Annotated in this window: 19 protein-coding genes; 10 read left to right on the top strand and 9 right to left on the bottom strand. The window is 71.5% G+C overall.

What is annotated here, in order from left to right:
* Positions 1–13 precede the first annotated feature (13 nt).
* Positions 14–229 carry a hypothetical protein gene (locus ACZ470_RS14345; protein ID WP_468427175.1) on the top strand — a complete coding sequence of 72 codons (216 nt, stop codon included), beginning with the start codon at positions 14–16 and terminating at the stop codon, positions 227–229.
* 58 nt (positions 230–287) lie between these two features.
* Here ACZ470_RS14345 and ACZ470_RS14350 read toward each other — a convergent pair whose 3' ends face one another.
* Positions 288–788, bottom strand: coding sequence for a DUF4396 domain-containing protein (locus ACZ470_RS14350; protein ID WP_468427176.1), 501 nt, complete (start codon positions 786–788; stop codon positions 288–290).
* Between the two features lie 94 nt (positions 789–882).
* Complete coding sequence (locus tag ACZ470_RS14355) at positions 883–1,878, bottom strand: aldo/keto reductase (protein ID WP_468427177.1); 996 nt, start codon at positions 1,876–1,878, stop codon at positions 883–885.
* A gap of 128 nt (positions 1,879–2,006) precedes the next feature.
* On the opposite strand from ACZ470_RS14355, the gene ACZ470_RS14360 reads away from it, so the two are divergent.
* On the top strand, positions 2,007–2,867 hold the full coding sequence (locus ACZ470_RS14360) for a helix-turn-helix domain-containing protein (protein ID WP_468427178.1): 861 nt from the start codon (positions 2,007–2,009) through the stop codon (positions 2,865–2,867).
* A gap of 57 nt (positions 2,868–2,924) precedes the next feature.
* Here ACZ470_RS14360 and ACZ470_RS14365 read toward each other — a convergent pair whose 3' ends face one another.
* The gene (locus ACZ470_RS14365) at positions 2,925–3,662 is read right to left on the bottom strand and encodes an SDR family NAD(P)-dependent oxidoreductase (protein ID WP_468427179.1); all 738 of its coding nucleotides are present in this window, start codon (positions 3,660–3,662) and stop codon (positions 2,925–2,927) included.
* 105 nt (positions 3,663–3,767) lie between these two features.
* On the opposite strand from ACZ470_RS14365, the gene ACZ470_RS14370 reads away from it, so the two are divergent.
* Positions 3,768–4,409: a TetR/AcrR family transcriptional regulator gene (locus ACZ470_RS14370; RefSeq protein WP_468427180.1), complete on the top strand. Its 642-nt coding sequence runs from the start codon at positions 3,768–3,770 to the stop codon at positions 4,407–4,409.
* A gap of 22 nt (positions 4,410–4,431) precedes the next feature.
* Here ACZ470_RS14370 and ACZ470_RS14375 read toward each other — a convergent pair whose 3' ends face one another.
* Positions 4,432–5,034, bottom strand: coding sequence for a DUF998 domain-containing protein (locus ACZ470_RS14375; RefSeq protein ID WP_468427181.1), 603 nt, complete (start codon positions 5,032–5,034; stop codon positions 4,432–4,434).
* A gap of 116 nt (positions 5,035–5,150) precedes the next feature.
* On the opposite strand from ACZ470_RS14375, the gene ACZ470_RS14380 reads away from it, so the two are divergent.
* Positions 5,151–5,981, top strand: coding sequence for an alpha/beta fold hydrolase (locus ACZ470_RS14380; RefSeq protein ID WP_468427182.1), 831 nt, complete (start codon positions 5,151–5,153; stop codon positions 5,979–5,981).
* A gap of 11 nt (positions 5,982–5,992) precedes the next feature.
* Here ACZ470_RS14380 and ACZ470_RS14385 read toward each other — a convergent pair whose 3' ends face one another.
* The 5 genes from ACZ470_RS14385 to ACZ470_RS14405 all read right to left on the bottom strand — a co-directional run bounded on the left by ACZ470_RS14385 (position 5,993) and on the right by ACZ470_RS14405 (position 12,445).
* Positions 5,993–7,183 carry an MFS transporter gene (locus ACZ470_RS14385; RefSeq protein ID WP_468427183.1) on the bottom strand — a complete coding sequence of 397 codons (1,191 nt, stop codon included), beginning with the start codon at positions 7,181–7,183 and terminating at the stop codon, positions 5,993–5,995.
* A gap of 55 nt (positions 7,184–7,238) precedes the next feature.
* Positions 7,239–8,183, bottom strand: a complete 945-nt coding sequence (locus ACZ470_RS14390; protein ID WP_468427184.1) for a carbohydrate ABC transporter permease — start codon at positions 8,181–8,183, stop codon at positions 7,239–7,241.
* Between the two features lies 1 nt (position 8,184).
* Positions 8,185–9,117 (bottom strand): carbohydrate ABC transporter permease, encoded by a 933-nt coding sequence (locus tag ACZ470_RS14395; RefSeq protein WP_468427185.1) that lies wholly within the window; start codon positions 9,115–9,117, stop codon positions 8,185–8,187.
* Positions 9,118–9,139: 22 nt separating this feature from the next.
* A complete protein-coding gene (locus ACZ470_RS14400) occupies positions 9,140–10,510 on the bottom strand; it encodes an extracellular solute-binding protein (RefSeq protein WP_468427186.1) in 1,371 nt (456 codons plus the stop codon).
* Positions 10,511–10,618: 108 nt separating this feature from the next.
* Entirely contained in the window at positions 10,619–12,445 is a 1,827-nt protein-coding gene (locus tag ACZ470_RS14405) for a glycoside hydrolase family 2 protein (protein ID WP_468427187.1), read from the bottom strand.
* A gap of 176 nt (positions 12,446–12,621) precedes the next feature.
* On the opposite strand from ACZ470_RS14405, the gene ACZ470_RS14410 reads away from it, so the two are divergent.
* The 6 genes from ACZ470_RS14410 to ACZ470_RS14435 all read left to right on the top strand — a co-directional run bounded on the left by ACZ470_RS14410 (position 12,622) and on the right by ACZ470_RS14435 (position 20,937).
* Positions 12,622–13,635 carry a LacI family DNA-binding transcriptional regulator gene (locus ACZ470_RS14410; RefSeq protein WP_468427188.1) on the top strand — a complete coding sequence of 338 codons (1,014 nt, stop codon included), beginning with the start codon at positions 12,622–12,624 and terminating at the stop codon, positions 13,633–13,635.
* 299 nt (positions 13,636–13,934) lie between these two features.
* Positions 13,935–14,951: a LacI family DNA-binding transcriptional regulator gene (locus ACZ470_RS14415; protein ID WP_468427189.1), complete on the top strand. Its 1,017-nt coding sequence runs from the start codon at positions 13,935–13,937 to the stop codon at positions 14,949–14,951.
* 1,270 nt (positions 14,952–16,221) lie between these two features.
* On the top strand, positions 16,222–17,322 hold the full coding sequence (locus tag ACZ470_RS14420) for an ABC transporter substrate-binding protein (protein WP_468427190.1): 1,101 nt from the start codon (positions 16,222–16,224) through the stop codon (positions 17,320–17,322).
* Between the two features lie 66 nt (positions 17,323–17,388).
* Entirely contained in the window at positions 17,389–18,948 is a 1,560-nt protein-coding gene (locus tag ACZ470_RS14425) for a sugar ABC transporter ATP-binding protein (protein ID WP_468427191.1), read from the top strand.
* Positions 18,941–19,903, top strand: coding sequence for an ABC transporter permease (locus tag ACZ470_RS14430; protein ID WP_468427192.1), 963 nt, complete (start codon positions 18,941–18,943; stop codon positions 19,901–19,903). The genes ACZ470_RS14425 and ACZ470_RS14430 overlap by 8 nt, the downstream gene beginning before the upstream one ends.
* The gene (locus ACZ470_RS14435; RefSeq protein ID WP_468427193.1) at positions 19,900–20,937 is read left to right on the top strand and encodes an ABC transporter permease; all 1,038 of its coding nucleotides are present in this window, start codon (positions 19,900–19,902) and stop codon (positions 20,935–20,937) included. The genes ACZ470_RS14430 and ACZ470_RS14435 overlap by 4 nt, the downstream gene beginning before the upstream one ends.
* Positions 20,938–21,026: the final 89 nt, after the last annotated feature.

The following is a 21,026-nucleotide window of genomic DNA, read 5'->3' on the forward strand; positions in this document are numbered from 1 at the left end:
CAAGGAGCACGGCATGCCCACGGATTCGGTCGGACGATTCCTCACGGCCCTGGACCCGGAGCACCGGGAGGCCGTCAGCGGCAGACCGCGCGAGGAGCAGGAACGGCTCGCGGCGGCCTGGGAACGGGAGCTGGAGGCCGACACCGAGCTGGACTCCCTCGACGAGTTGTCCCCGGCGGCGGCGGAGGCCGAGGCGGCCCGTCGCGTCCTGGCCCGCGAGAACGGTTAGGCCCTGTCCGGCGGATGCCGGACAGGGCCCTGTTCCGTTCCCGCGGTGTGCGGGTGGCTCAGTGGTGCGCGTGGACGACGGCGTGGCCCTTGCCGCGGCCGATCATCCACTTGTTCACCGGCGTGGTGATCACGAACGCCACGGCGAATCCGCCGAGCAGCGCCGACCAGAACAGCCCGTCCGACAGATGTGCGTCCATCGCGCCCGGCGTCAGGGCGATGATCGCGTTGTCCACCAGTTCCATCACCGCGATGGAGACCGTGTCGGCGGCCAGCGCCACCTTGATCGCGGCCCTGAGGGACAGGCCGGCGCGCATCACCGCGAAGAGCGTGAAGGAGTAGCCGAAGACGAAGGCGAGGCTGATCGCCAGGATCATGGTCGGCACGTTGCCCCACAGCAGGGCGGTGCCGATGACCATGCCGAGGATCTCGCCGATGGCACACCCGGTGAGGCAGTGCAGCGTCGCCTTCACGGCCATGGCCCAGGACGCGGGACCGTGGCCGCTCGCGGGTGCGGTGTGGTGATGCTCGGTGACGGCGTGATGCGCGCTGTGGTCCATGACCCTCATCCCCATTCGGCGTCCAGTGTGACCGGTGCCGGCCCACACCGCAGAACATATACCCCCTAGGGGTATATTCCAAGGGGTTGGCGGCTCAGTTCCCGACGCCGAGGTGGGACATGAACGCCGACGGGTAGCGGTCGCCTCGGGCCGCGCCCGGCGGGACCGCCTTCTCGATCTCGGCGAGGTCGTCCGCGGTGAGGGTCAGCTCCAGCGCCGGCAGCGCCTCGGCCAGCCGCTCCCGGGTGCGGGGACCGATCACCGGCACGATGTCCTCGCCCTGGGCGGCCACCCAGGCGATGACCAGCTGGGCCACCGTGCACCCCTTCGCCTCGGCGATCCGGCGCAGCGCCTCCACGAGGCCGAGGTTGTGCTCCACGTTGCCGCTCGTGAACCGGGGGCTGACCGCTCGGTGGTCACCGGATCCGGCACCGCGGTCCGCGGACCAGTGCCCGGAGATCAGACCCCGGCCGAGGACTCCGTACGCCGTCAGGCCGATGCCGAGCTCCCTCAGCGTCGGCAGCACCTCCGCCTCCACGGAACGTGAGATCAGCGAGTACTCCATCTGCAGGTCGGTGACCGGGTGCACGGCGTGCGCCCGGCGGATCGTCGCCGCGTCGACCTCCGAGAGGCCGAGGTGCCGTACGTACCCGGCGTCGATCAGCTCCTTGATCGCGCCCACTGTCTCCTCGATCGGTACCGCCGGGTCCAGCCGGGCCGGGCGGTAGATGTCGATGTGGTCGGTGCCGAGGCGGGTGAGCGAGTAGGCGACGAAGCTCCGCACCGCCTCGGGCCGGCCGTCGTAGCCGCCGAAGGCCGGGCGCGGTCCGCTCAGCATGCCGAACTTGACGCTCAGCAGGTAGCTGTCGCGGTCGCGGCCGCGCAGTGCCTCGGCGAGCAGCAGCTCGTTGTGCCCCATCGCGTAGAAGTCGGCCGTGTCGAACAACGTGACGCCGGCGTCCAGAGCGGCGTGCACGGTGGCGATGCTCTCCGTACGGTCGGCCGTGCCGTACGCGCCCGACATGGCCATCGCGCCCAGACCCAGCGCGGAGACGGCCGGACCGTCGCTGCCCAGAGTGCGTGTCTGCATCGTGTATCTCCCTTGTGGTCGGTCTGTCACCCACCCTGCGCCGGTGTCCCCGCCACCGGGAGCGGAGCGTTCATCATGGGAGCGCCGCTCCCTGGATGGGCGGGTCCGCCGCGAGGGACCATGAGGTCATGCAACGTGAGGAACTCGCCGACTTCCTGCGCCGCCGCCGTCAGGCGATCCGCCCGGCCGACGTCGGCATGACCGACGGTCCGCGCCGCCGCACCGCGGGCCTGCGCCGGGAGGAGGTCGCGATGCTGGCGGGCATGTCGGTGGACTACGTCGTACGCCTCGAGCAGGGCCGCAGCAGTCAGCCCTCGTCCCAGCTGCTCGTGGCGCTGGCCCGTGCGCTGCGTCTCTCCGACGACGAGCGCGACCACCTGTTCCACCTCGCGGGTCACCAGCCCCCGCCCGCCGACGGAGTGAACCAGCCGGCCCGGGCCGGACTGATGCGCCTGCTCGACCTGCTCGGCGACGCCCCCGCCATGGTGTTGTCCGACCTGGGCGAGGTCCTCGCCCAGAACCGGGCGTCCGTCCTGCTGGGGGGCGACCTCACCGGCTTCTCCGGCGACCGCCGCTACGTCGTGTACCGCTGGTTCACCGACCCCGCCGCCCGCGCCGTCCACGCGCCCGAGGAGCGGGAGCAGCACGCCCGCCGGCTCGTGGCCGATCTGCGGGCGGTGGCCGGCCGCCGGTCCGGCGACCCCCTGGTCGCCGGGCTCGTCGACCGGCTGCGGGCCGCCAGCGCGGACTTCCGCCGGCTGTGGTCGGAGCACGAGGTGGCGGTCCGGCGCGCCGACCGCAAGACGTTCCTGCACCCGCGGGTGGGCCGTGTGCTGATGGACTGCGAGACCCTGGTCACGCCCGACCAGGGACAGCAGTTGCTGGTGCTCACCCCGGCGGACGCCGAGGCCCGGGAGCGGCTGGAGCTGCTGCGGGTGCTCGGCAGCGAGGAGTTCCCCACGGGGGCGGCGGGCACGTCCGGGCGCTGAGACGACCACGCGGCCGGGAGACCTCCGGACCTGCCCAAGGCCCGAATGTGCCCGTGTTCAGCGGGTCTGATCGGTCGGGCGGATCAGTATCTCGTTCACGGCGACGTGTTCGGGCTGGGTGACGGCGTACAGGACCGCGCTCGCGATGTCCTCGGGCCGCAGCGTCCGCATGGACTCGGCCATGCTCCGGGCCATCTCCCGTATCGCCGGGTCGGTGATGTGACCGGCCAGCTCCGTCGAGACGAAGCCGGGCTCGACGACGATGACGCGTACGCCCTGCTCCGTGACCTCCTGGCGCAGCGCCTCCGAGAACGCGTTGACGCCGAACTTGGTGGCCGCGTACACGGCGCTCGCGGCCGAGGACGTACGTCCCGACGTGGAGGAGACCTGCACCACGGCGCCCTTGGACTCCAGCAGGTGGGGCAGGGCGGCATGGACCGCGTACATCGATCCGAGCAGGTTGGTCTCGACCATGCGCGTCCACTCCGTGGTGTCGGCTCCCAGGATCGGGCCACTGAGCATCAGGCCCGCGTTGTTCACCAGGATGTCGAGGGAGCCCAGGACGTCGACGGTCGTCGCGACCGCGCTCTCCACCGACTGGCGGTCCGTGACGTCCAGGTCGAGGACCAGCGTCTCACCGGGCGCGTCCTGCGCCAGCGCCTTCAGCCGGTCGGCCCTGCGCGCCCCGACCGCCACCCGGGCCCCGGCCGCCGACAGGGCGAGCGCCGTGGCCCGGCCGATGCCCGAGGACGCGCCGGTGACCAGGGCGACCTTTCCTTCAAGGGTGCCGCTCATGTGTTCCTCCAGTCATAAAGTGACCGCACGGTCATGTTGACCGTAGCACCTAACATGACCGCCCGGTCACCTTGCTGGTAGGCTCCCCGTCGGGAGGAGGCACGCATGGTCGAGAGGGGAGCCGCCGCGAGCCCGAGGGCGGACATGGTGCGCAACCGCCGCCTGCTGCTCACGGCGGCGACAGAGGCGTTCGCCGAGGGCGGGGTGGAGGTGTCGATGGGGGAGATCGCCCAGCGCGCCGGCGTCGCCAAGGGCACGGTGTTCCGGCACTTCCCGTCGAAGGACGATCTGCTCGCGGCGATCATGCTCCAGCTGCTCGGCCGGCTCGTCGGCACGGCGGAGCGCCTGCTGGAGTCCGACGACGCGGGTGAGGCGCTGCGGGAGTTCATGACGGCCGGTGTGGAGGCGCTCGCCGCCGACCGCGCGTTCTGCGAAGTGATCGGCCGGCCCTCGTTGCAGCATGCCGAGGTGCGGGACGCGATCGCCCGTCTCGCCGATGTCGTCGAGGCGCTCACGGCCCGGGCGCGGGACGAGGAAGCGGTCCGCGGCGACATCACGGGGACGGACATCGTGCTCCTGCTCGGCGGCATCCACCAGACGGCGGCGCCGGTGCTGGACGCCCAGCCGCAGGCGTGGCACCGCTACCTCGAACTCGCCTTCGACGGCCTGTTCGTGGCCGACCCCCGCACGCTGCCGCACCGGCCACCGGCCCGGCTGCACCTCACCGACCCGAACGGGCCCGTCTGAGCCGCGGGGACCCGACGGGCGGTCAGACCGGCGACTCGTCCCCCTCCCCGGCATGGCGCACACACGAGGTGACGACCACGAAGGGCCAGAGGGACTGAACGGCCGTCACCACCCGCTCCGCGACTCCCGCCAGACCGTGGCGGTGCATCTCGACGACGAACCACACCGCGCCGACGAGCATCACGGCGGTCGCCACGGCCGACGGCGCCGGCCGCAGCGCCCATGGCACGGCAGCGCCGCCGACGGCGGCCAGCAGCGGCCACAGGGCCAGGAGCGCGAACCCGACCGCGGCCACGGAGCCGTGACGCAGGGATCCCCCGCTGCTCGGCGCCGGGAGCACGGCCACCGCCAACGCCGCCACTCCCCCGCCGGCCAGCGCCACGCGTCCGGCCGTCGCCGCCGTCCGCAGCCCCCAGGCGGTGAGGAGGTGGCAGGCGCCCAGGGCGGCGAGCGCCCCGGTCATCACCCAGGATCCCGCGGCTCCGTAGGCCGCCAGGACGCTGATCGTCTGCCGGGCGGGGTCGTAGGCGGGCCCCTCCAGTGACGCCGCGACCACCCATCCCGCGATCAGCAGCACCGGCGCGCACCCGGACGACAGCAGAACCCATCTGGGAACAAGCAACATCAAACAACCATAGAACGCATGTAAACGACCTTCAGCGGTCATTTCCGGAGATGAGCCGCGCCGGGCTCGAGCGTAAGGTGATTGCCGTCGATCCGGTTCACGCGGAGGGATCCCCCATGGGCACGATCACCACCCCCGACGGCACGACCATCTTCTACAAGGACTGGGGTCCGCGCGACGGACAGCCGATCGTCTTCCACCACGGCTGGCCGCTCAGCGCGGACGACTGGGACAACCAGATGCTGTTCTTCCTCTCGCACGGCCACCGCGTGATCGCTCACGACCGGCGCGGTCACGGGCGCTCCAGCCAGACCTCGACCGGCCACGAGATGGACACCTACGCCGCCGACGTGGCGGCGCTGGCCGAGGCCCTCGATCTGCGAGGGGCCGTACACGTCGGGCACTCGACCGGCGGCGGAGAGGTCGCGCGGTACGTGGCGCGGGCCGAACCGGGCCGGGTCGCGAAGGCGGTGCTGGTCGGCGCGGTGCCACCGGTCATGGTCAAGTCCGAGAGCAATCCCGGCGGTTTGCCGATCGAGGTCTTCGACGGGTTCCGCGCGGCCCTGGCCGCCAACCGCGCGCAGTTCTACATCGATGTGCCGTCGGGTCCGTTCTACGGATTCAACCGGCCCGGCGCGGAGGTGTCCCAGGGACTGATCGACAACTGGTGGCGGCAGGGGATGATGGGCGCGGCCAACGCCCACTACGAGTGCATCAAGGCCTTCTCCGAGACCGACTTCACCGAGGACCTCAAGAAGATCGACGTCCCGGTCCTCGTCGCGCACGGCACCGACGACCAGGTCGTTCCCTACGAGGATTCCGCGCCGTTGACGGCCAAGCTGCTGAAGAACGCCACGCTGAAGACGTACGAGGGGTATCCGCACGGCATGCTGTCGACCCATCCGGACGTCCTCAACCGCGACATCCTGGAGTTCGTGAGGTCGTAGGCCGGCCCGTGTCACGCGCCGGCCGGCACCGGCCGGCGCAGGAGGTAGCCCGCCGCGGCCACGACGAGGGCTCCCATGCAGGCGATGAACACCAGCCCCGCGCCCTCCAGGCCGATCGGGCCGGTCAGCAGTCCCACCCCGATGACCGGCACCGAGATGCCCGTGTACGCCACCACGAACAGCGTCGAGATCACCGCCGCCCGCCGGTCCGCCGGGGACGCGCCGCCCACCGCGGTCAGCGCCCCGCGGAACGCGAGGCCCTGGCCGAAGCCCCCGGTGATCGCGCTCAGCACCACCAGTGTCAGCAGGTCCCACCACAACGCACCGGCGAGCAGCGCCAGCCCGGTGAGGAGTCCGGCGCAGCCCAGCGGAAGTGACCGGACCGTGCCGACCCGGCCTGCGGCCAGCTGACCGCCGGTCGAGGCGAAGAAGGCCAGCGCCACCACCAGCCCGCTCACCGCGTGGTCGGTCACGTCCAGGGACTCCGCGAGGAACGCCGGGCTGACGGAGGTGAACACACCGAACAACGCGAAGCCCACGAACGAGGCGGTCGCCACCGGACCGAACACCGGCCGCACCTGCGGCGGCACCCCGGGCCGTTGCGGTCGTACGGTGCTCAGCGGGCGGCGTCGCCCCACGGTCTCCGGAAGCCACAGCAGAACGGCCGCCGAGCCGGCCACCAGGGCGAGGTGCACGGCGAACGGCAGGTACAGCGGCCAGGCCGCGTACTGGGCGAGTACGCCGGCGAGCAGCGGACCGCAGCCGAGTCCGCCCATGTTGACGGCGGTGGCGACGAACGTGGCCCGGGACTCCCCGCCCCGCGGTGCCGACTCCATGACGTACGCCGTGGCGGCCCCGGTGAACAGTCCGGCGGAGAGTCCCGACAGCAGCCGCCCGGCGTACAGCCAGACCAGGCCGGTGGCGCACAGGAAGCAGACGGCGCTCGCTGCCGCGCACCCCAGACCCCACAGCAGCACGGGACGTCTGCCCACGGCGTCCGAGGCGTTGCCCGCCAGCAGCAGCACCCCGATGACCGCGAAGGCGTACACCGCGTACACGACGGTGACCGTCAGCTCGGAGAAGCCGAACTTCTGCTGGTACAGGGGGTAGAGCGGGGTCGGCAGCGTGGTGCCGGTCATGCACACCGCGAACACCGCGCCGCCGAGCAGACACACCCGCCATTCGCGGGGATCACCGGCCATGCGCCGACGCTAACGCCTCACCCGGCCGCGATCCCGTCCGGCACGCCACCGGGTGTCACTGGCCGCCCAGGCCGGTGGTCGCCACCGACTTCACGATGTGCCGCTGGAAGAAGACGAACACCAGCACGAGGGGCAGCGCGGCCAGCACCGAGGACGCCATGGTCTGGGCGTAGTTGACGCCGTAGGCGTCCTTCACCGCGGTGATGCCGACCGGCAGGGTCATCAGTGCCGGGTCGGACGTCGACACGAACGGCCACATGAAGTTGTTCCACGCGCCGATGAAGACGAAGATCGACACCGCGGCGAGCATGGGGCGGGACAGTGGCAGCATCACCGACCAGAAGATCCGCGCGTGGCCGGCGCCGTCGAGCCGGGCCGCCTCCTCCAGTTCGCGCGGGATGGTGTCGAAGTGCTTCTTCAGGATGAAGACCATCACCGGCGCGACCGTCTGCGGCAGGATCACCGCCGCGTAGGTGTCGACGAGGTCCAGGGTCAGCATCTGCTGGAACCACGGCACGATCAGCAGCTGCGGCGGCACGAGGATCGAGGCCATGGTGACGGCGAACAGCCACCGCCGGCCGCGGAACAGCGTGCGGGAGAAGGCGTAGCCGGCCATCGCCGACACGGCCACGGTGACGACGGTGACGGCCGCGGCGATGAAGAAGCTGTTCAGCATCCACAGGGGCAGGTCGCCGCGCTCGATCACGGTGCGGAACGCGTCCAGGGTGAAGCCGCCCTGCGGCCATATCCAGTGCACCGGGTCGCTGGCGTCCTGCTCGGACTTGAACGCCGTGAGCACCGCCCAGGCCATCGGCAGCAGCCAGATCAGCGCCATCACCGAGAGGGCCGCCAGGGCCAGGGTGCGGGACAGCCGGCTCGCGCCGAGGGTGAGGTTGGGGCCCCGCTGAACGGTCGGCCGGTCGCGCAGGGCCCGGCGCGCTGCGGGGAGCGGGGAGACCGTGCGGCGCGCGGGCCGTGTCGGGACGTCGATGGAGGTCATGTCACTTCTCCCTGCGGCGAAGGGCGACGAACTGCACGGCGGAGGCGAGGATGATGAGGGCGAAGAAGACGTAGCTGATGGCGGAGGCGTAGCCGAGGCGGTAGCCGGTGAAGCCCATGTCGTAGAGGTACTCGACGACGGGGCGGGTGGAGCCGTTGGGACCGCCCTTGGTCAGCAGGTACACCTGGTCGAAGACCTTCAGCGAGGCGAGGATCTGGAGGACCGTGACCACGCCGGTGATGCGGCGCAGCTGGGGCAGCGTCACATGCCACAGCCGCCGCCAGGCGCCGGCCCCGTCCAGGGCGGCCGCCTCGTACAGGTGGTCGGGGACGGCCTGGAGTGCCGCGAGGAACAGCAGGAAGTTGAAGCCGACGGTCCACCACAGGGTGGCGATCACGATGGCGTACAGGGCGACGGACTCGTCGCTCAGCCAGGCGAAACCGTCCAGCCCGACCGCCTGGAGCAGATGGTTGTAGAGGCCGAGGTCCGGCTGGTAGAGCCAGCCCCACAGCAGGCCGATCACACCGACCGGCAGCAGGTACGGGGCGAAGAACGCGAGCCGCCACACCCATTGGCCGGGCAGTCCGGTGTGCACCAGCAGGGCCATGGCGAGGGCGACGACCACCAGGGGCAGGGTGGAGACGACGGTGAACCACACGGTGTGCCACATGGTGCGCCACATCTCGGCGTCACCGAGGGCCTCCGCGTAGTTGTCCAGCCCGATGAAGGACGCGTCGCGGGCGGCGAGCGAGGTGTCGGTGAGGCTCATCCAGACGCCCTGCACCAGGGGCCAGAGCATGAAGAGGGCGAACAGGACGAGGAACGGGAGGGCGAAGAGAAGCCCCGGGGAGAAGGCGCGGCGCAGTGTCGCGCCGAGTCCTTCGGCGGGGTGGGCGGCCTTCGGACGGCCGCGGGAAGCGAGTTCGGTGGACATCTGCTGCCTCCTTCGCGGCGGCTCAGGCCGGGCTGGGCTTGGAGAGGGCGGTGTTCATCCGGTCGACCATGGCGCGGGCGGCCCGGTCGGGTGCCAGGCCGTCGAGCATGGACTGCTGGAGCACCTGCGACATGGAGTTCTGGAAGTCGGAGCCGGCTCCCGCGAACCAGACGGCCGGGTCGAGCACCACATGGTCGGCCGCCGCCGCGTAGCGCGACTGCGGTTCCAGTCGTGCGTAGTCCTCGGTGCGGGTGACCGGCTGGTACGCCGGGATGTGACCGGCCTTCGCCCAGGTCTGGCCGGCCTTGAGGATCGCGGCCACCGCCTGGTGGGTGCGCCTGCGGTGTGCCTCGTCGGGGTCGGGGCGGCGCGGCAGCACGAAGGAGTGGGAGTCGGCGTAGACCGCCGGGGTGCCGAACACCGTGGGGAAGGGTGCCGCCCCGATCTTCGGGTCGGCGGCCCGGAAGGTGCCGAGTTCCCACTCGCCGGAGAGGATCATCGCGCTCTGCCCGTTGGTGAAGTTGGCGAGGGCCGCCGGGTAGTCGAGGCGGCGCGGGTTGGCGCGTCCGTCGACCAGCTTCTGCATGAAGGCGATGACCTCGGTCATCGCGTCGAGGTTCGCGGTGACGGTGCCGCCGACGGGCAGGTCGAAGTCGTTCCCGGTCTGCCGGTAGAGCCCGTAGAACAGCCGCCAGCCCTGGGCCGTGTCGTTGACGTAGCCGAAGGCGATCCCCTGCTTGCCGGAGGCCCTGGCCAGTTCCCGTCCCGCTTCGAGGAACCGCTCGGGGTCGGAGAAGGCGTCCTGGTCGAGGCTTCCGTCGCCGGTCAGCAGTCCGGCCTCGCGGGCGGGGTCGGGGTGGTAGAAGACGATGAACGGGTGGGTGTCCAGCGGTATGGCGAACGTCCGGTCCCGGTACTGGGTGCGACCCCACACCGCCGCGGCGAAGTCCTTCTCGGTGACGCCGAATTCGGCCAGCAGGTCGGTGTCCCAGGGGTCGAGCAGTCCGAGGGGCGCGTATCCCGCCAGGCGCGACATGTGGGAGACGGCCACGTCCGGTCCGCGCCCGCCGGCCGAGGCCATGGCGAGCTTGGTGTAGTAGGGCGTGCCCCACTCCAGCACCGTCCGCTCGACGCGGGTGCCGCCCATGTCGGAGCGTGCGATGCCGATCAGTTCGTCGAGCAGGGCGCCGTCGGCGCCGCTGAACAGGTCCCACATGCGCACGGTGCGCGGGTCCGACGAGGCCGCGGCGGAACCGCAGCCGGCGAGGGCCCCGCCGCCGAGGAGTACGGCGGCGGAGGCCAGCGAGGCGCGGAGCAGGCCTCGTCGGGACGGCGCGGCTCGCTTGCCTTCCGACCCTGCGGAGGCGGCCCGTGGGCCAGGCAGGTCGACCATGGCACTACCTTTCTCTACATCGATGTACATCTCCGACGGATACGGCGGACGACATGCGGTGGGGCAGGGGCCCGGTTCCGGTCGTCCGCCGGGCCGGGACCGGTTCCGTCAGCCGGCGGATTCGCAGGCGGCCGTGCGCTGTTGGGCACGGCGCAGGGCGGCGGTGTCGAACTTCTCGCCGCGGTCGAAGCCGTAGACGCCGTTGCGCTCCTGGAAGACGTCGGTGAGCTGGGTGTAGCAGTAGCCGAACATGTCCGGGTCGTCGAGCAGGACGTCCACCAGGCCGGTGAAGCGGGCCAGGAACTCCTCGGTGCTGCGCGGCCGTTCGCCGTACCCCCAGGAGGTGTCCCGTTCGTCGCCGGCCGCGGTGGCGGCAGCCGCCGCGTCCCACCAGATGCCGCCGAACTCGCTGCAGAAGTAGGGCTGTCCGCGGTAGGGGACGGACCAGTCGCGGCCGTCGGGGCCGGTGTTGACGTAGGGGCGGTCCTCGGCGAGTCCCCCCATGGTCTTGGCGAACGCCCGCGGGTCCTGCTCGTAGCAGTGCGAGTCGTAGACGTCGGTCTCCGGGACGCGGTGGGCGTAGCCGGAGGCGTCGATCACCGGGCGGCTCGGGTCGGCCTGCTTGGTGGCGAGGAACATCGCCCGGGTGACGTCGTCGAGCTGGGTGATCCGGTCGTGCAGGTTCTGGTACGTCTCGTTCAGCGGGCACCAGCCGATGATCGACGGGTGCGAGTGGTCGCGTTCCAGGGCTTCGAGCCACTGGGCGACGTAACTGGCGTCGGGGCGCTGGTTGTCGTCGCGCACGCCGGTCTCGCAGCCCCAGTCGCCGAACTCGCCCCACACCAGGTAGCCGAGGCGGTCGGCGTGGTAGAGGTAGCGCTCCTCGAACACCTTCTGGTGCAGCCGGGCCCCGTTGAAGCCGGCCCGCAGCCCGAGTTCGATGTCGCGCACGAGGTCGGCGTCGGTGGGGGCGGTCATCAGGCCGTCCGGGTAGTACCCCTGGTCGAGCACCAGCCGCTGGAACACCGGCTCGCCGTTGAGCAGGACCCGCTTGCCGTGGATGGCGACGGACCGCAGTCCGGCGTACGACGTCGCCTCGTCGACCACGCCGCCCGACGCGTCGAGGAGCTGGAGGCGGAGGCCGTAGAGGTGCGGGTCGGCCGGCGACCAGGTGCGCACCCGGTCCTCGGGCACGGTCAGCACCAGCCGGGGGCACAGGTCGAGGTCGGCGCGGGCGGAGGCGGACACGACCTCGCCGTGCTCGTCGGAGAGGACCGCCCGCACCCGGTGTCCGGGCAGGTTGCCGGTGAGCGGGAGGTCGATGTGGAAGGAGCCCGAACCGAGGTCGGGGGTGATCCGCGGGCGCTTGAGACGGACCGTGGCGGGCACCGGTTCGAGCCACACCGTCTGCCAGATGCCGGTGGTCCGGGTGTAGTGGCAGTGGGTGTTGGCGTACCAGGTGGCCTGCTTCCCCCGGGCCTGCGGACCGTGCCGGGTGTCGCGGGCGCGGACGACGATCACGGCCTCCTCGCCGGGGGCGGCCACTCCGCGCAGTTCCGCGGTGAACGGGGTGAAGCCGCCGCGGTGGCGGGCCACCTCGGTGCCGTTGACCCAGACCGTGGCGTCGTGGTCCACGGCTCCGAAGTGCAGCAGTACGTCGGAGCCGGACCAGTCGGCCGGCACGGTCACCGTGCGCCGGTACCAGACGGCTTCCATGAAGTCCGTGTCGCCGATCCCCGACAGCTCGGACTCGGGGCAGAAGGGCACGAGGATCTCACCGGCGAGGTCGCGGTCGCGCAGTCCGCGCTCCAGTCCGCTGTCCCCGCGGTCCGTCTCGAACTGCCAGCGGCCGTTGAGGTTCAGCCATGCCTGGCGGACGAACTGGGGCCGGGGGTACTCCGGACGCGGGACGTCCGGGGGCAGGGGCGTGCTCATGCTGCTCCTCATCAGTGCAGGTGCGCTGTGTACGGGGTCATGCGACCATACGATTACATCGATGTAAATGGCGGTGGCGAAAAGATTTCGACGGGACGATTCCCACCGCCCGCGACCTGGCCCGGCGGAGCTGCCGTTACGATCCGGGAGGCAGCGGGAGGGACGAGAAGGGAAGCATGGGCAGGCCCAGGATCAAGGACGTCGCGGAGTACGCGGGCGTCTCGGCGAAGACGGTGTCCAACGTGCTCAACGACTACGAGCACGTCTCCGAACGGACCCGGACGGCGGTGCGGGAGGCCATCGACGCGCTCGGCTACCGGGTCAACATCGCCGGACGCCAACTGCGGCGGGGCCGTACGGGCATGATCGCGCTGGCCGTGCCGGACCTGGACGTCGCCTACTTCGCCGAGCTGGCCCGGCACGTCATGGCGGAGACCGAACGCCGGGGCAGCACCACGCTCCTGGTCGAGACCGGCGGGCGGCGCGAGAAGGAACTGGCGGCGGTGCGCGGGTTCGACGCCCAGTTCACCGACGGGGTCATCCTCTCGCCCCTCGACCTGCAACCGCGCGACCTGGCCGACCGCGACACCCGGCTGCCGCTGGTGCTGCTCGGCGAGTGCAACCCGCCCGGCAGCGCCGACCACGTGGCGATCGACAACGTGACGGCGGCGCGGGAGGCGACCGAGCACCTGCTGTCGCGGGGCCGGCGGCGCATCGCGGTGATCGGCGGTGACCTGCGCGGGTCCCGGGACACCAGCCGGCTGCGCACCGTCGGCCACCGGGAGGCCCTGGCCGCGGCCGGGGTCGCGCTGCGGGACGAACTGGTTCTTCCGGTACCGGCGTTCCGGTGGGCCGACGGGGCCGTCGCCGCCCGTGCCCTGATGCGGCTGCCGGAGCGGCCGGACGCGATGCTCTGCCTCAACGACCACCTGGCGCTGGGCGCGGTGCGCGCCCTGCACGAGGACGGCTGGTCGGTTCCCGGGGACCTGGACGTGGTCGGGTTCGACGACATCGAGGCCACCCGGTTCAGTATCCCCACCGTCACCACGATCGCGCCCGACAAGCGGGGGATCGCGCGGCGGGCGGTGGAACTGCTGCTGGACCGGATCGACGCGGGCGGGCAGGGCGGGCCTGCGGTCGACGAGACGGCTGGGCACCGGCTGATCGTGCGGGAGAGCTCGGGGGGATGAGGGCGGCGCCTGGGCCCGCGCGCCGGGTCCGGTCCCGGACCGGGGGCGCGCTGGTGGACGGCGACCGGCCCCTGGGACGACACTTCCGGTGACGGCACCGGCGCCGTCGCCTGGTGGCCGCCAGGTCCGGCGATGCCTACGGGCCGTTCCCGACACGTCCCTCGCCACGCCTTGTCAGTGCCACGGAACGGCATGTATAACGTTGTAAAACTTGAGCCCAGCGGCTCGGCGCACGGCTCATGGTGACGGCAGGGATCCGCACCGACCAACCGAGTCGGGCCGCTCACGAAGGGATTGCCGTGCGGGTCAGCCTCAAGGACGTCGCCGCGCACGCGGGGGTCTCCATCAAGACCGTCTCCAACGTGGTGAACAACTACCAGCACGTCACCCCGGCCATGCGCGAGCGTGTCCAGCGGTCCATCGACGCGCTCGGCTACCGGCCCAACCTCGCCGCCAGACACCTGCGGAAGGGGCGTACGGGCATCATCGCGCTCGCGCTGCCCGAGCTCGGGAACCCCTACTTCGCCGAACTGGCCGCCTCCGTCATCGACGCCGCGTCCGAGCACGACTACATCGTGCTGCTCGACCACACCGGGGGCATGCGCGAGCAGGAGCTGCTGGTGAGCCAGGGCTTCCGGGCCCGGGTCATCGACGGACTCATCCTGAGCCCCATCGAGCTGGAGACCGAGGACCTCCGCGACCGCGCCCACGACGTACCGCTGGTGCTGCTCGGCGAGCGGGACTACGACCTGCCGTACGACCACATCGCCATCGACAACGTGGCCGCGGCCCGCGCCGCCGTCCGGCATCTGGTCGGACTGGGGCGCCGGGAGGTGGCGTTCATCGGGGCCCGGCGGGGGCGCAGCGAGCCCGCGCAACTGCGTGTGCGCGGCTGGCGCGAGGAGCTCACCGCGGCCGGGCTGCCGGCCGACGAAGGGCTCGTCGCCGCCACCGACGGCTGGGGGCACGCCGACGGGGCGCTGGCCATGAACCACATCCTGGACAGCGGACGCCGGCCCGACGCGGTGTTCGCCTACAACGACCCGATGGCGATCGGGGCGATGCGGGTGCTGCACGAGCGGGGACTTCGGGTGCCGGAGGACATCGCCGTCGTCGGGTTCGACGACGTCATCGAGGGCCGCTTCGGCGCGGTCACCCTCACGTCCGTGTCCCCGGACAAGGCCGCCATCGGGCGACTCGCGGTGGAGTCGGTGCTCGCACGTCTCAACAACCGTGCGCCGGAGCCGCGCCGGATCGTGGCGGACTACCGACTCGCGGAACGCGAGAGCACGTTGGGACGCCACTCCGGCGGCTGACCGCACAGCCGTACACACCCACGACGCTGCGGGGTGCGCCGGCACCCCGGGCGGCGGGAGCCCTCCTTGCCACGGACAGGCTGCCGTTGGCCGACCCGCGGCGGAGCCCGCACTCCCCCGCCACGACGACGGGGCGCCCGAACCACGCCGCATCATGGCGGACCACCGACTCACGGAACGCGAGAGCACGTCGCGGCTGACCCCACAGCCGCACACACCCACGACGCTGCGGGGTGCGCCGGCACCCCGGGGCGTCGGGAGCCGTCCTTGCCACGGACAGGCTGCCGTTGGCCGACCCTGGCGGAGCCCGCACTCCCCCGCCACGACGCCCGGGCGCCCGAACCACGCCGATCACCAACCCGCAGGTCAAGAAAGCACGTTGGACCACTCCGGGCGGCGGCCCCGCCTTGCCCCGGACGGGCTGCCGTTGGCCGACCCTGGCGGAGTCGGCACTCGCCCGCGCCGACGACCGGGCGCCCGAACCATGCCGCGACCGGGCCGATCACCAACCCGCGGAACACGAAAGCACGTTGGGCCACCCCGGGCGACCGCCCCGCTTGCCACGGACGAGAACCGCCATGTGCGAGCCGGGCGCCTCGGTCCAGCCGGCGGTGCCAACGCCCATACGTCGATGCCGTCTTCGCGCGACCGGCGGTGGGGGCGTCATGCCTGGTGTCCACGTACCGGCGACGCGGTCCGACACGCCGACGAGTCGGCCCGCCCCCTCGGCCATCGCCGGCGGCCGACACGCCGCGACTCGACGTCGCACACGTCGGGGCACGTCCGACACGCCGGGCGCGGCCTGGCCGTATGCCCGTGACGACCGCGCGCGCCCTCGGCGGCCCAGGGTTTCCGGAACGACCGTGCGATTCCCCTGAAATGGCGTAAGCGCGCGCACAAGTAGGCGTCTCATACCGGGACTTCGGCGAGCCGCGCCGCCCCCACGGGCAGGTCGGGCGCCGCGTATCCACCAGGCTCCCCCGGCGAACAAGCCGAACCACGAAGGCGGTTCACCGTGCGCCGGCGCGCGGCCGAGCCGCAAGCGCTTGCCGTGTTGCCCCACGGTCGAACGCGTGCCGTGCACGCCGTTCCCTCCCCCGCCGCGTTCCCTTCGCACCTTGTGCGCAGGGGGTTTACAGCATCCTTCCAACGATGTAAAACCTCCTTGCGGCGCACCGGACGCCGCTTCAGCACAGGGGGAGCAGCTCCACATCCGCGCGTCCTTCGGCTCCCCAGTTCCCTTTTCAGCGTCACCCGGATCGGGGTCACCATGCAGCGCACCACTCACCGTTCCCTCCTTCTCGCCCGTCCCGTGGTCGTGGCCTTGGCCGCCGCCGTGGCCCTGACCGCCAGCTCCTGCGCCAAGTCGGAGGACGACGCGTCGGACGGCAAGAAGAAGTCACCGGCGGCCGCCGCCGACGCCGGCCAGAAGGTCGTCACACCGAAGCCGGGCAGCAAGACCTGCACCGTCGACGCCTACGGCGGCAAGAAGATCGACCTCAAGGACGCCACGGTCGGCTTCTCCCAGTCGGAGAAGGAGGCCAACCCCTTCCGTATCGCGGAGACGCAGTCCATCAAGGACGAGGCGGCCAAGAGAGGCGTCAAGTTGCTGACGGCCAACGCCCAGTCGCAGTTCTCCAAGCAGATCAGCGATGTCCAGGACCTCCTCGCCAAGGGCGCCGACCTGCTGGTGATCGCCCCCCTCAACTCCGACGGCTGGGACCCGGTGCTCCAGGCCGCCGCCGCGAAGAAGGTTCCGATCGTCACCATCGACCGCAAGATCAACGCCACGGCCTGCAAGGACTATGTCTCCTTCATCGCCTCCGACTTCGTCGAGCAGGGCCGGCGTGCCGCCGACCAGATGATCGAGGCCACCGGCGGCAAGGGCGAGGTCGCCATCCTGCTGGGCTCGGCCGGAAACAACGTCACCACCGAGCGCACCCAGGGCTTCAAGGAGCGCGTCGCCGAGAAGGCCCCCGAGCTGAAGGTCGTCTTCGAGCAGACCGGTGACTTCACCCGCGAGAAGGGCCAGCAGGTCACCGAGCAGCTCATCCAGTCCAAGCCCGGCATCAAGGGCATTTACGCGGAGAACGACGAGATGGGCCTGGGCGCGGTCGCCGCGCTGAAGGGCGCGGGCAAGAAGGCCGGCGACGTCAAGATCGTCACGGTCGACGGCACGCGCAACGCCGTCCAGGGCGTCGTCGACGGCTGGATCAGCGGTGTCATCGAGTCCAACCCGAGGTTCGGCCCGCTGGCGTTCCAGACGCTGGACACCTTCACCCAGGGCCAGGAAGTCCCCCAGGACATCGTTATCCAGGACAGCGCGTACGACGCCGGCAACGCCGAGCAGGACCTCGGCAAGGCCTACTGACCCGCTCCGGGGCCCGGTTTCCGGGCCCCCTGTCCGTCCGTCACCCCTTTCTTCCTGGAGGCACAGGTGGCTCCCCCCGCCGAAGTCCTCGCCGTCCGCGGACTGAGCAAGACCTTCCCCGGCGTCCGGGCCCTGGACGACGTGGACCTGACCCTGCACGCCGGTGAGGTCCACGCCCTGATCGGCGAGAACGGCGCCGGCAAGTCGACCCTCATCAAACTCCTCACCGGGGTCCATCGGCCCGACGCCGGTGACATCGTTTTCCTGGGCCGCGACGTCTCCTTCGCGACCCCGCTGGAGGCCCAGAAGGCCGGGATCTCGACCATCTACCAGGAGGTCAACCTCATCCCCCTGCTGAGCGTGGCCCGCAACCTCTTCCTGGGCCGCGAGCCGCGCAACCGTTTCGGCCTGCTCGACTTCGCCCGTATGAACCGCGAGGCCGAGGAGACGCTGAGCGCCTACGGCGTCCGGGTGGACGTCCGCCGCCCGTTGCGCACCCTCGGTGTCGGCGCGCAGCAGATGGTTGCCCTGGCCCGTGCCGTGGCGAGCGAGGCACGGATCGTCATCATGGACGAGCCGACGTCGTCCCTCGAACCGCGGGAGGTCGAGACGCTGTTCTCGGTCATCCGCCGACTGCGCGACGAGGGCATCGCCGTCGTCTACGTCAGCCACCGCCTCGACGAGCTCTACGCCGTGTGCGACACGGTCACCGTGCTGCGCGACGGCCGTCGCGTGCACCACGGCCGCCTCGCGGACCTGGACCGGCTCTCGCTGGTCTCCACCATGCTGGGCCGGGAGCTGGGCGAGGTCCGGCAGGAGGGGCTGACGAAGTTCACCGGCGACCACCACGCCACCGACACCCGGCCCGTGCTGGAGGCCCGCGGGCTGACGGTGCCGCACAAGCTGCACGAGGTGTCCGTGAGCATCCGTCCCGGCGAGGTCGTCGGTCTCGGCGGCCTCCTCGGCTCCGGACGCACCGAGACGGCGAAGGCCATCTCCGGTGCGCTGTCGACGAGTTCGGGCAGCGTGACGGTGGCCGGGGTCCCGTTGCGCGGCGGTTCCACCCCGGCCGCCATCCGGGCCGGCATCAGTCTGCTGCCGGAGGACCGCAAGAGCGAGGGCATCGTGCCCGGTCTGTCGGTCCGCGAGAACATCTCGCTGGCCGTGCTGCCCCGGCTCTCCCGCTTCGGACTGGTCTCCGAGGCGCGCGTCGACAGCATCGTGGACACCTTCATCGAGCGGCTGCGCATCAAGGCGTCCTCGCCGCAGCAGAAGGTCGGCGAACTGTCCGGCGGCAACCAGCAGAAGGTGCTGCTCGCCCGGTGGCTGGCGATGAACCCGAAGGTGCTGCTCCTGGACGAGCCCACCCGGGGCATCGACGTCGGCGCCAAGGCCGAGGTGCAGAAACTCGTGGACGAACTGGCCGCGGACGGCCTGGGCGTCCTGCTCATCTCCTCCGATCTGGAGGAACTGATCGAAGGGTCCGACCGCGTGGTCGTACTGAAGGACGGTGCCGTCGTCGGCGAGCTGACCGGCGACGAGGTCACCGAGGACAAGTTGATGCGGACCATCGCCGGGCACGCCCCGGACCGGGACGCGGTCGAGGAGGCGGCCACCGATGGCTGAAGCCACCCTCAAGACCGTCCCGCTGGACAGGGCCCGCGCCCTCCAGTGGCTCCAGACGTACGGCGTCTACGCCGGCGTGGCGCTGCTGCTGGTCGTCAACATCGTCATCACCCCGCACTTCCTGTCCGCGGAGAACTTCCGCACCCAGGCCGTGCAGGTCGCCCCCGTCATCATCGTGGCGCTCGGCATGGCCCTGGTCATCGGCACCGAGGGAGTCGACCTCTCGGTCGGTGCCGTGATGGCCCTGGCGGCGTCCGTGACCGCCCTCTACCTGGGCTACGGACTCGTGCCGGCGCTGCTGGTGGTGGCGGTGTTCGCCGCCGCTGTCGGGCTGGCCAACGGCGTGCTGGTCGCCATCGTCGGGGTGCAGCCGATCGTGGCGACTCTGGCGCTCATGGTCGGCGGCCGGGGACTCGCCCTGGTGCTCCTGCCCCAGCTGGAGGACCTGCGCAACCCCTCGCTGGCCTCCCTGGGCTCCGGCGACGTGCTGGGCATCCCGTATCTGATCCTGATCGCCGCCGTGCTGGCGCTCCTTGTGGCCTTCGTCGTCCGCCGCACCACTTTCGGACGGCAGCTCCTCGCCATCGGCGACAGCCGTCCCGCGGCGCAGCTCGCCGGACTGCCGGTGCGCCGCGTGCTGATCGTGGTGTACGTCGTCTGCGCGCTGCTCGCCGCCGTGGCGGGCGTCCTCGCCACCGCACGGCTCCAGGCCAGCGACCCGACCTCACTGGGCAATCTGATGGAGCTGTCCGCGATCACCGCCGTCGTCGTCGGCGGGACACCGCTGACCGGCGGCCGGGTGAACATCGCCGGCACCGTGGCGGGAGCCGTCCTCATCCAGCTGCTCACCGCCACCCTCATCAAGCACGATCTGCCGCCCTCCTGGACCCAGATCGCGCAGGCCATAGTGATCGTGTGCGCGGTCTACGCGGCACGGGGACGGGGGAAGCGATGACCGCCACGAAGACGGACGCCCCGGTGACCGCGCCGGGCGACGAGAAGCCTGAGGCGGCCGGCGAGCCGGTGGGCTCGGCGCGCTCCGAGCGGCTGAGCGCGCTGGTCCAGCAGCACGGCGCGCTGGCGGTGCTGGTGGTCGTCTCCCTGGTGGCGTCGTTCAGCTTCGACTCCTTCGCCACCGGGGACAACGTCAGCAACATGGCGACGAGTTCGGCGTTCCTGGCGATCGTCGCGCTCGGCATGACCTTCGTGATCATCACCGGGGGCATCGATCTGTCGGTCGGCTCGCTGTTCGCGCTGGGCGGGGTGCTGGCGGCCTGGGGGTCGCGGCACGGAACGCTGGTGGCGCTGCTGCTGCCGCTGGTGGTGTGCGGGGCGATCGGCGTCGTCAACGGTCTGCTCGTGGCCCGCTCCCGGCTGGCGCCGTTCATCGTCACCCTGGCGGCGATGCTCGGTGCGCGCGGTCTGATGCTGGCGCTCACCGACGAGGGCGCCGACACCTTCCTGATCGGCAAGGGCTCGTTCCTGGCCGAGCTCGGCCAGGGCAGCACGCTCGGTCTGGGCAATCCCGTGTGGATCACGCTGGCGCTGTTCGCGGCCGGGGCGGTCGTACTGCGCCGCACGCGATTCGGGCAGCATGTGTACGCGGTCGGCGGCAACGAGGACGCGGCGGCGCTGATGGGTGCTCCGGTGGCCCGCACCAAGATCCTCGTCTACACCCTGTCCGGGGTGCTGGCCGGTCTGGCCGGCGCGCTCAACGCCGCGTGGCTCGCCTCCGGGGTGACCATTCTCGGCAACGGCATGGAGCTGGAGGCGATTTCCGCCGTCGTCATCGGGGGCACCCTGCTCACCGGCGGGCTCGGCTACGTCAGTGGCTCGCTGGTCGGTGTGCTGTTGCTCAAGGTGATCCAGAACGTCATCAACCAGATCGGTTCCCTGGACTCCTCCTACCAACAGGTCGTCAGCGGCGCCTTCCTGGCGGTCGTGGTGATCGCCCAGACCTGGCTGGGCCGCCGCCGGCAACTGCTGTGAAGCCCCGGACGCGGGGGGGGGGGGGGGGGGGGGGGGGGAGGGGGGGCGGGGGGGGGGGAGGGGGGGGCGCACCCGACCGAGCGAAGATA

It is taken from the genome of Streptomyces sp. NPDC031111, from assembly GCF_055570675.1.

What these genes read in the sequence shown, in the direction of transcription:
- ACZ470_RS14345 (WP_468427175.1), top strand. Translation starts at nt 14, where the DNA reads ATGCCCACGGATTCGGTCGGACGATTCCTCACGGCCCTGGACCCGGAG.
- ACZ470_RS14375 (WP_468427181.1), bottom strand. Translation starts at nt 5,034, where the DNA reads ATGTTGCTTGTTCCCAGATGGGTTCTGCTGTCGTCCGGGTGCGCGCCG.
- ACZ470_RS14350 (WP_468427176.1), bottom strand. Translation starts at nt 788, where the DNA reads ATGGACCACAGCGCGCATCACGCCGTCACCGAGCATCACCACACCGCA.
- ACZ470_RS14410 (WP_468427188.1), top strand. Translation starts at nt 12,622, where the DNA reads ATGGGCAGGCCCAGGATCAAGGACGTCGCGGAGTACGCGGGCGTCTCG.
- ACZ470_RS14390 (WP_468427184.1), bottom strand. Translation starts at nt 8,183, where the DNA reads ATGACCTCCATCGACGTCCCGACACGGCCCGCGCGCCGCACGGTCTCC.
- ACZ470_RS14405 (WP_468427187.1), bottom strand. Translation starts at nt 12,445, where the DNA reads ATGAGCACGCCCCTGCCCCCGGACGTCCCGCGTCCGGAGTACCCCCGG.
- ACZ470_RS14430 (WP_468427192.1), top strand. Translation starts at nt 18,941, where the DNA reads ATGGCTGAAGCCACCCTCAAGACCGTCCCGCTGGACAGGGCCCGCGCC.
- ACZ470_RS14355 (WP_468427177.1), bottom strand. Translation starts at nt 1,878, where the DNA reads ATGCAGACACGCACTCTGGGCAGCGACGGTCCGGCCGTCTCCGCGCTG.
- ACZ470_RS14365 (WP_468427179.1), bottom strand. Translation starts at nt 3,662, where the DNA reads ATGAGCGGCACCCTTGAAGGAAAGGTCGCCCTGGTCACCGGCGCGTCC.
- ACZ470_RS14435 (WP_468427193.1), top strand. Translation starts at nt 19,900, where the DNA reads ATGACCGCCACGAAGACGGACGCCCCGGTGACCGCGCCGGGCGACGAG.
- ACZ470_RS14370 (WP_468427180.1), top strand. Translation starts at nt 3,768, where the DNA reads ATGGTCGAGAGGGGAGCCGCCGCGAGCCCGAGGGCGGACATGGTGCGC.
- ACZ470_RS14395 (WP_468427185.1), bottom strand. Translation starts at nt 9,117, where the DNA reads ATGTCCACCGAACTCGCTTCCCGCGGCCGTCCGAAGGCCGCCCACCCC.
- ACZ470_RS14380 (WP_468427182.1), top strand. Translation starts at nt 5,151, where the DNA reads ATGGGCACGATCACCACCCCCGACGGCACGACCATCTTCTACAAGGAC.
- ACZ470_RS14420 (WP_468427190.1), top strand. Translation starts at nt 16,222, where the DNA reads ATGCAGCGCACCACTCACCGTTCCCTCCTTCTCGCCCGTCCCGTGGTC.
- ACZ470_RS14360 (WP_468427178.1), top strand. Translation starts at nt 2,007, where the DNA reads ATGCAACGTGAGGAACTCGCCGACTTCCTGCGCCGCCGCCGTCAGGCG.
- ACZ470_RS14385 (WP_468427183.1), bottom strand. Translation starts at nt 7,183, where the DNA reads ATGGCCGGTGATCCCCGCGAATGGCGGGTGTGTCTGCTCGGCGGCGCG.
- ACZ470_RS14400 (WP_468427186.1), bottom strand. Translation starts at nt 10,510, where the DNA reads ATGGTCGACCTGCCTGGCCCACGGGCCGCCTCCGCAGGGTCGGAAGGC.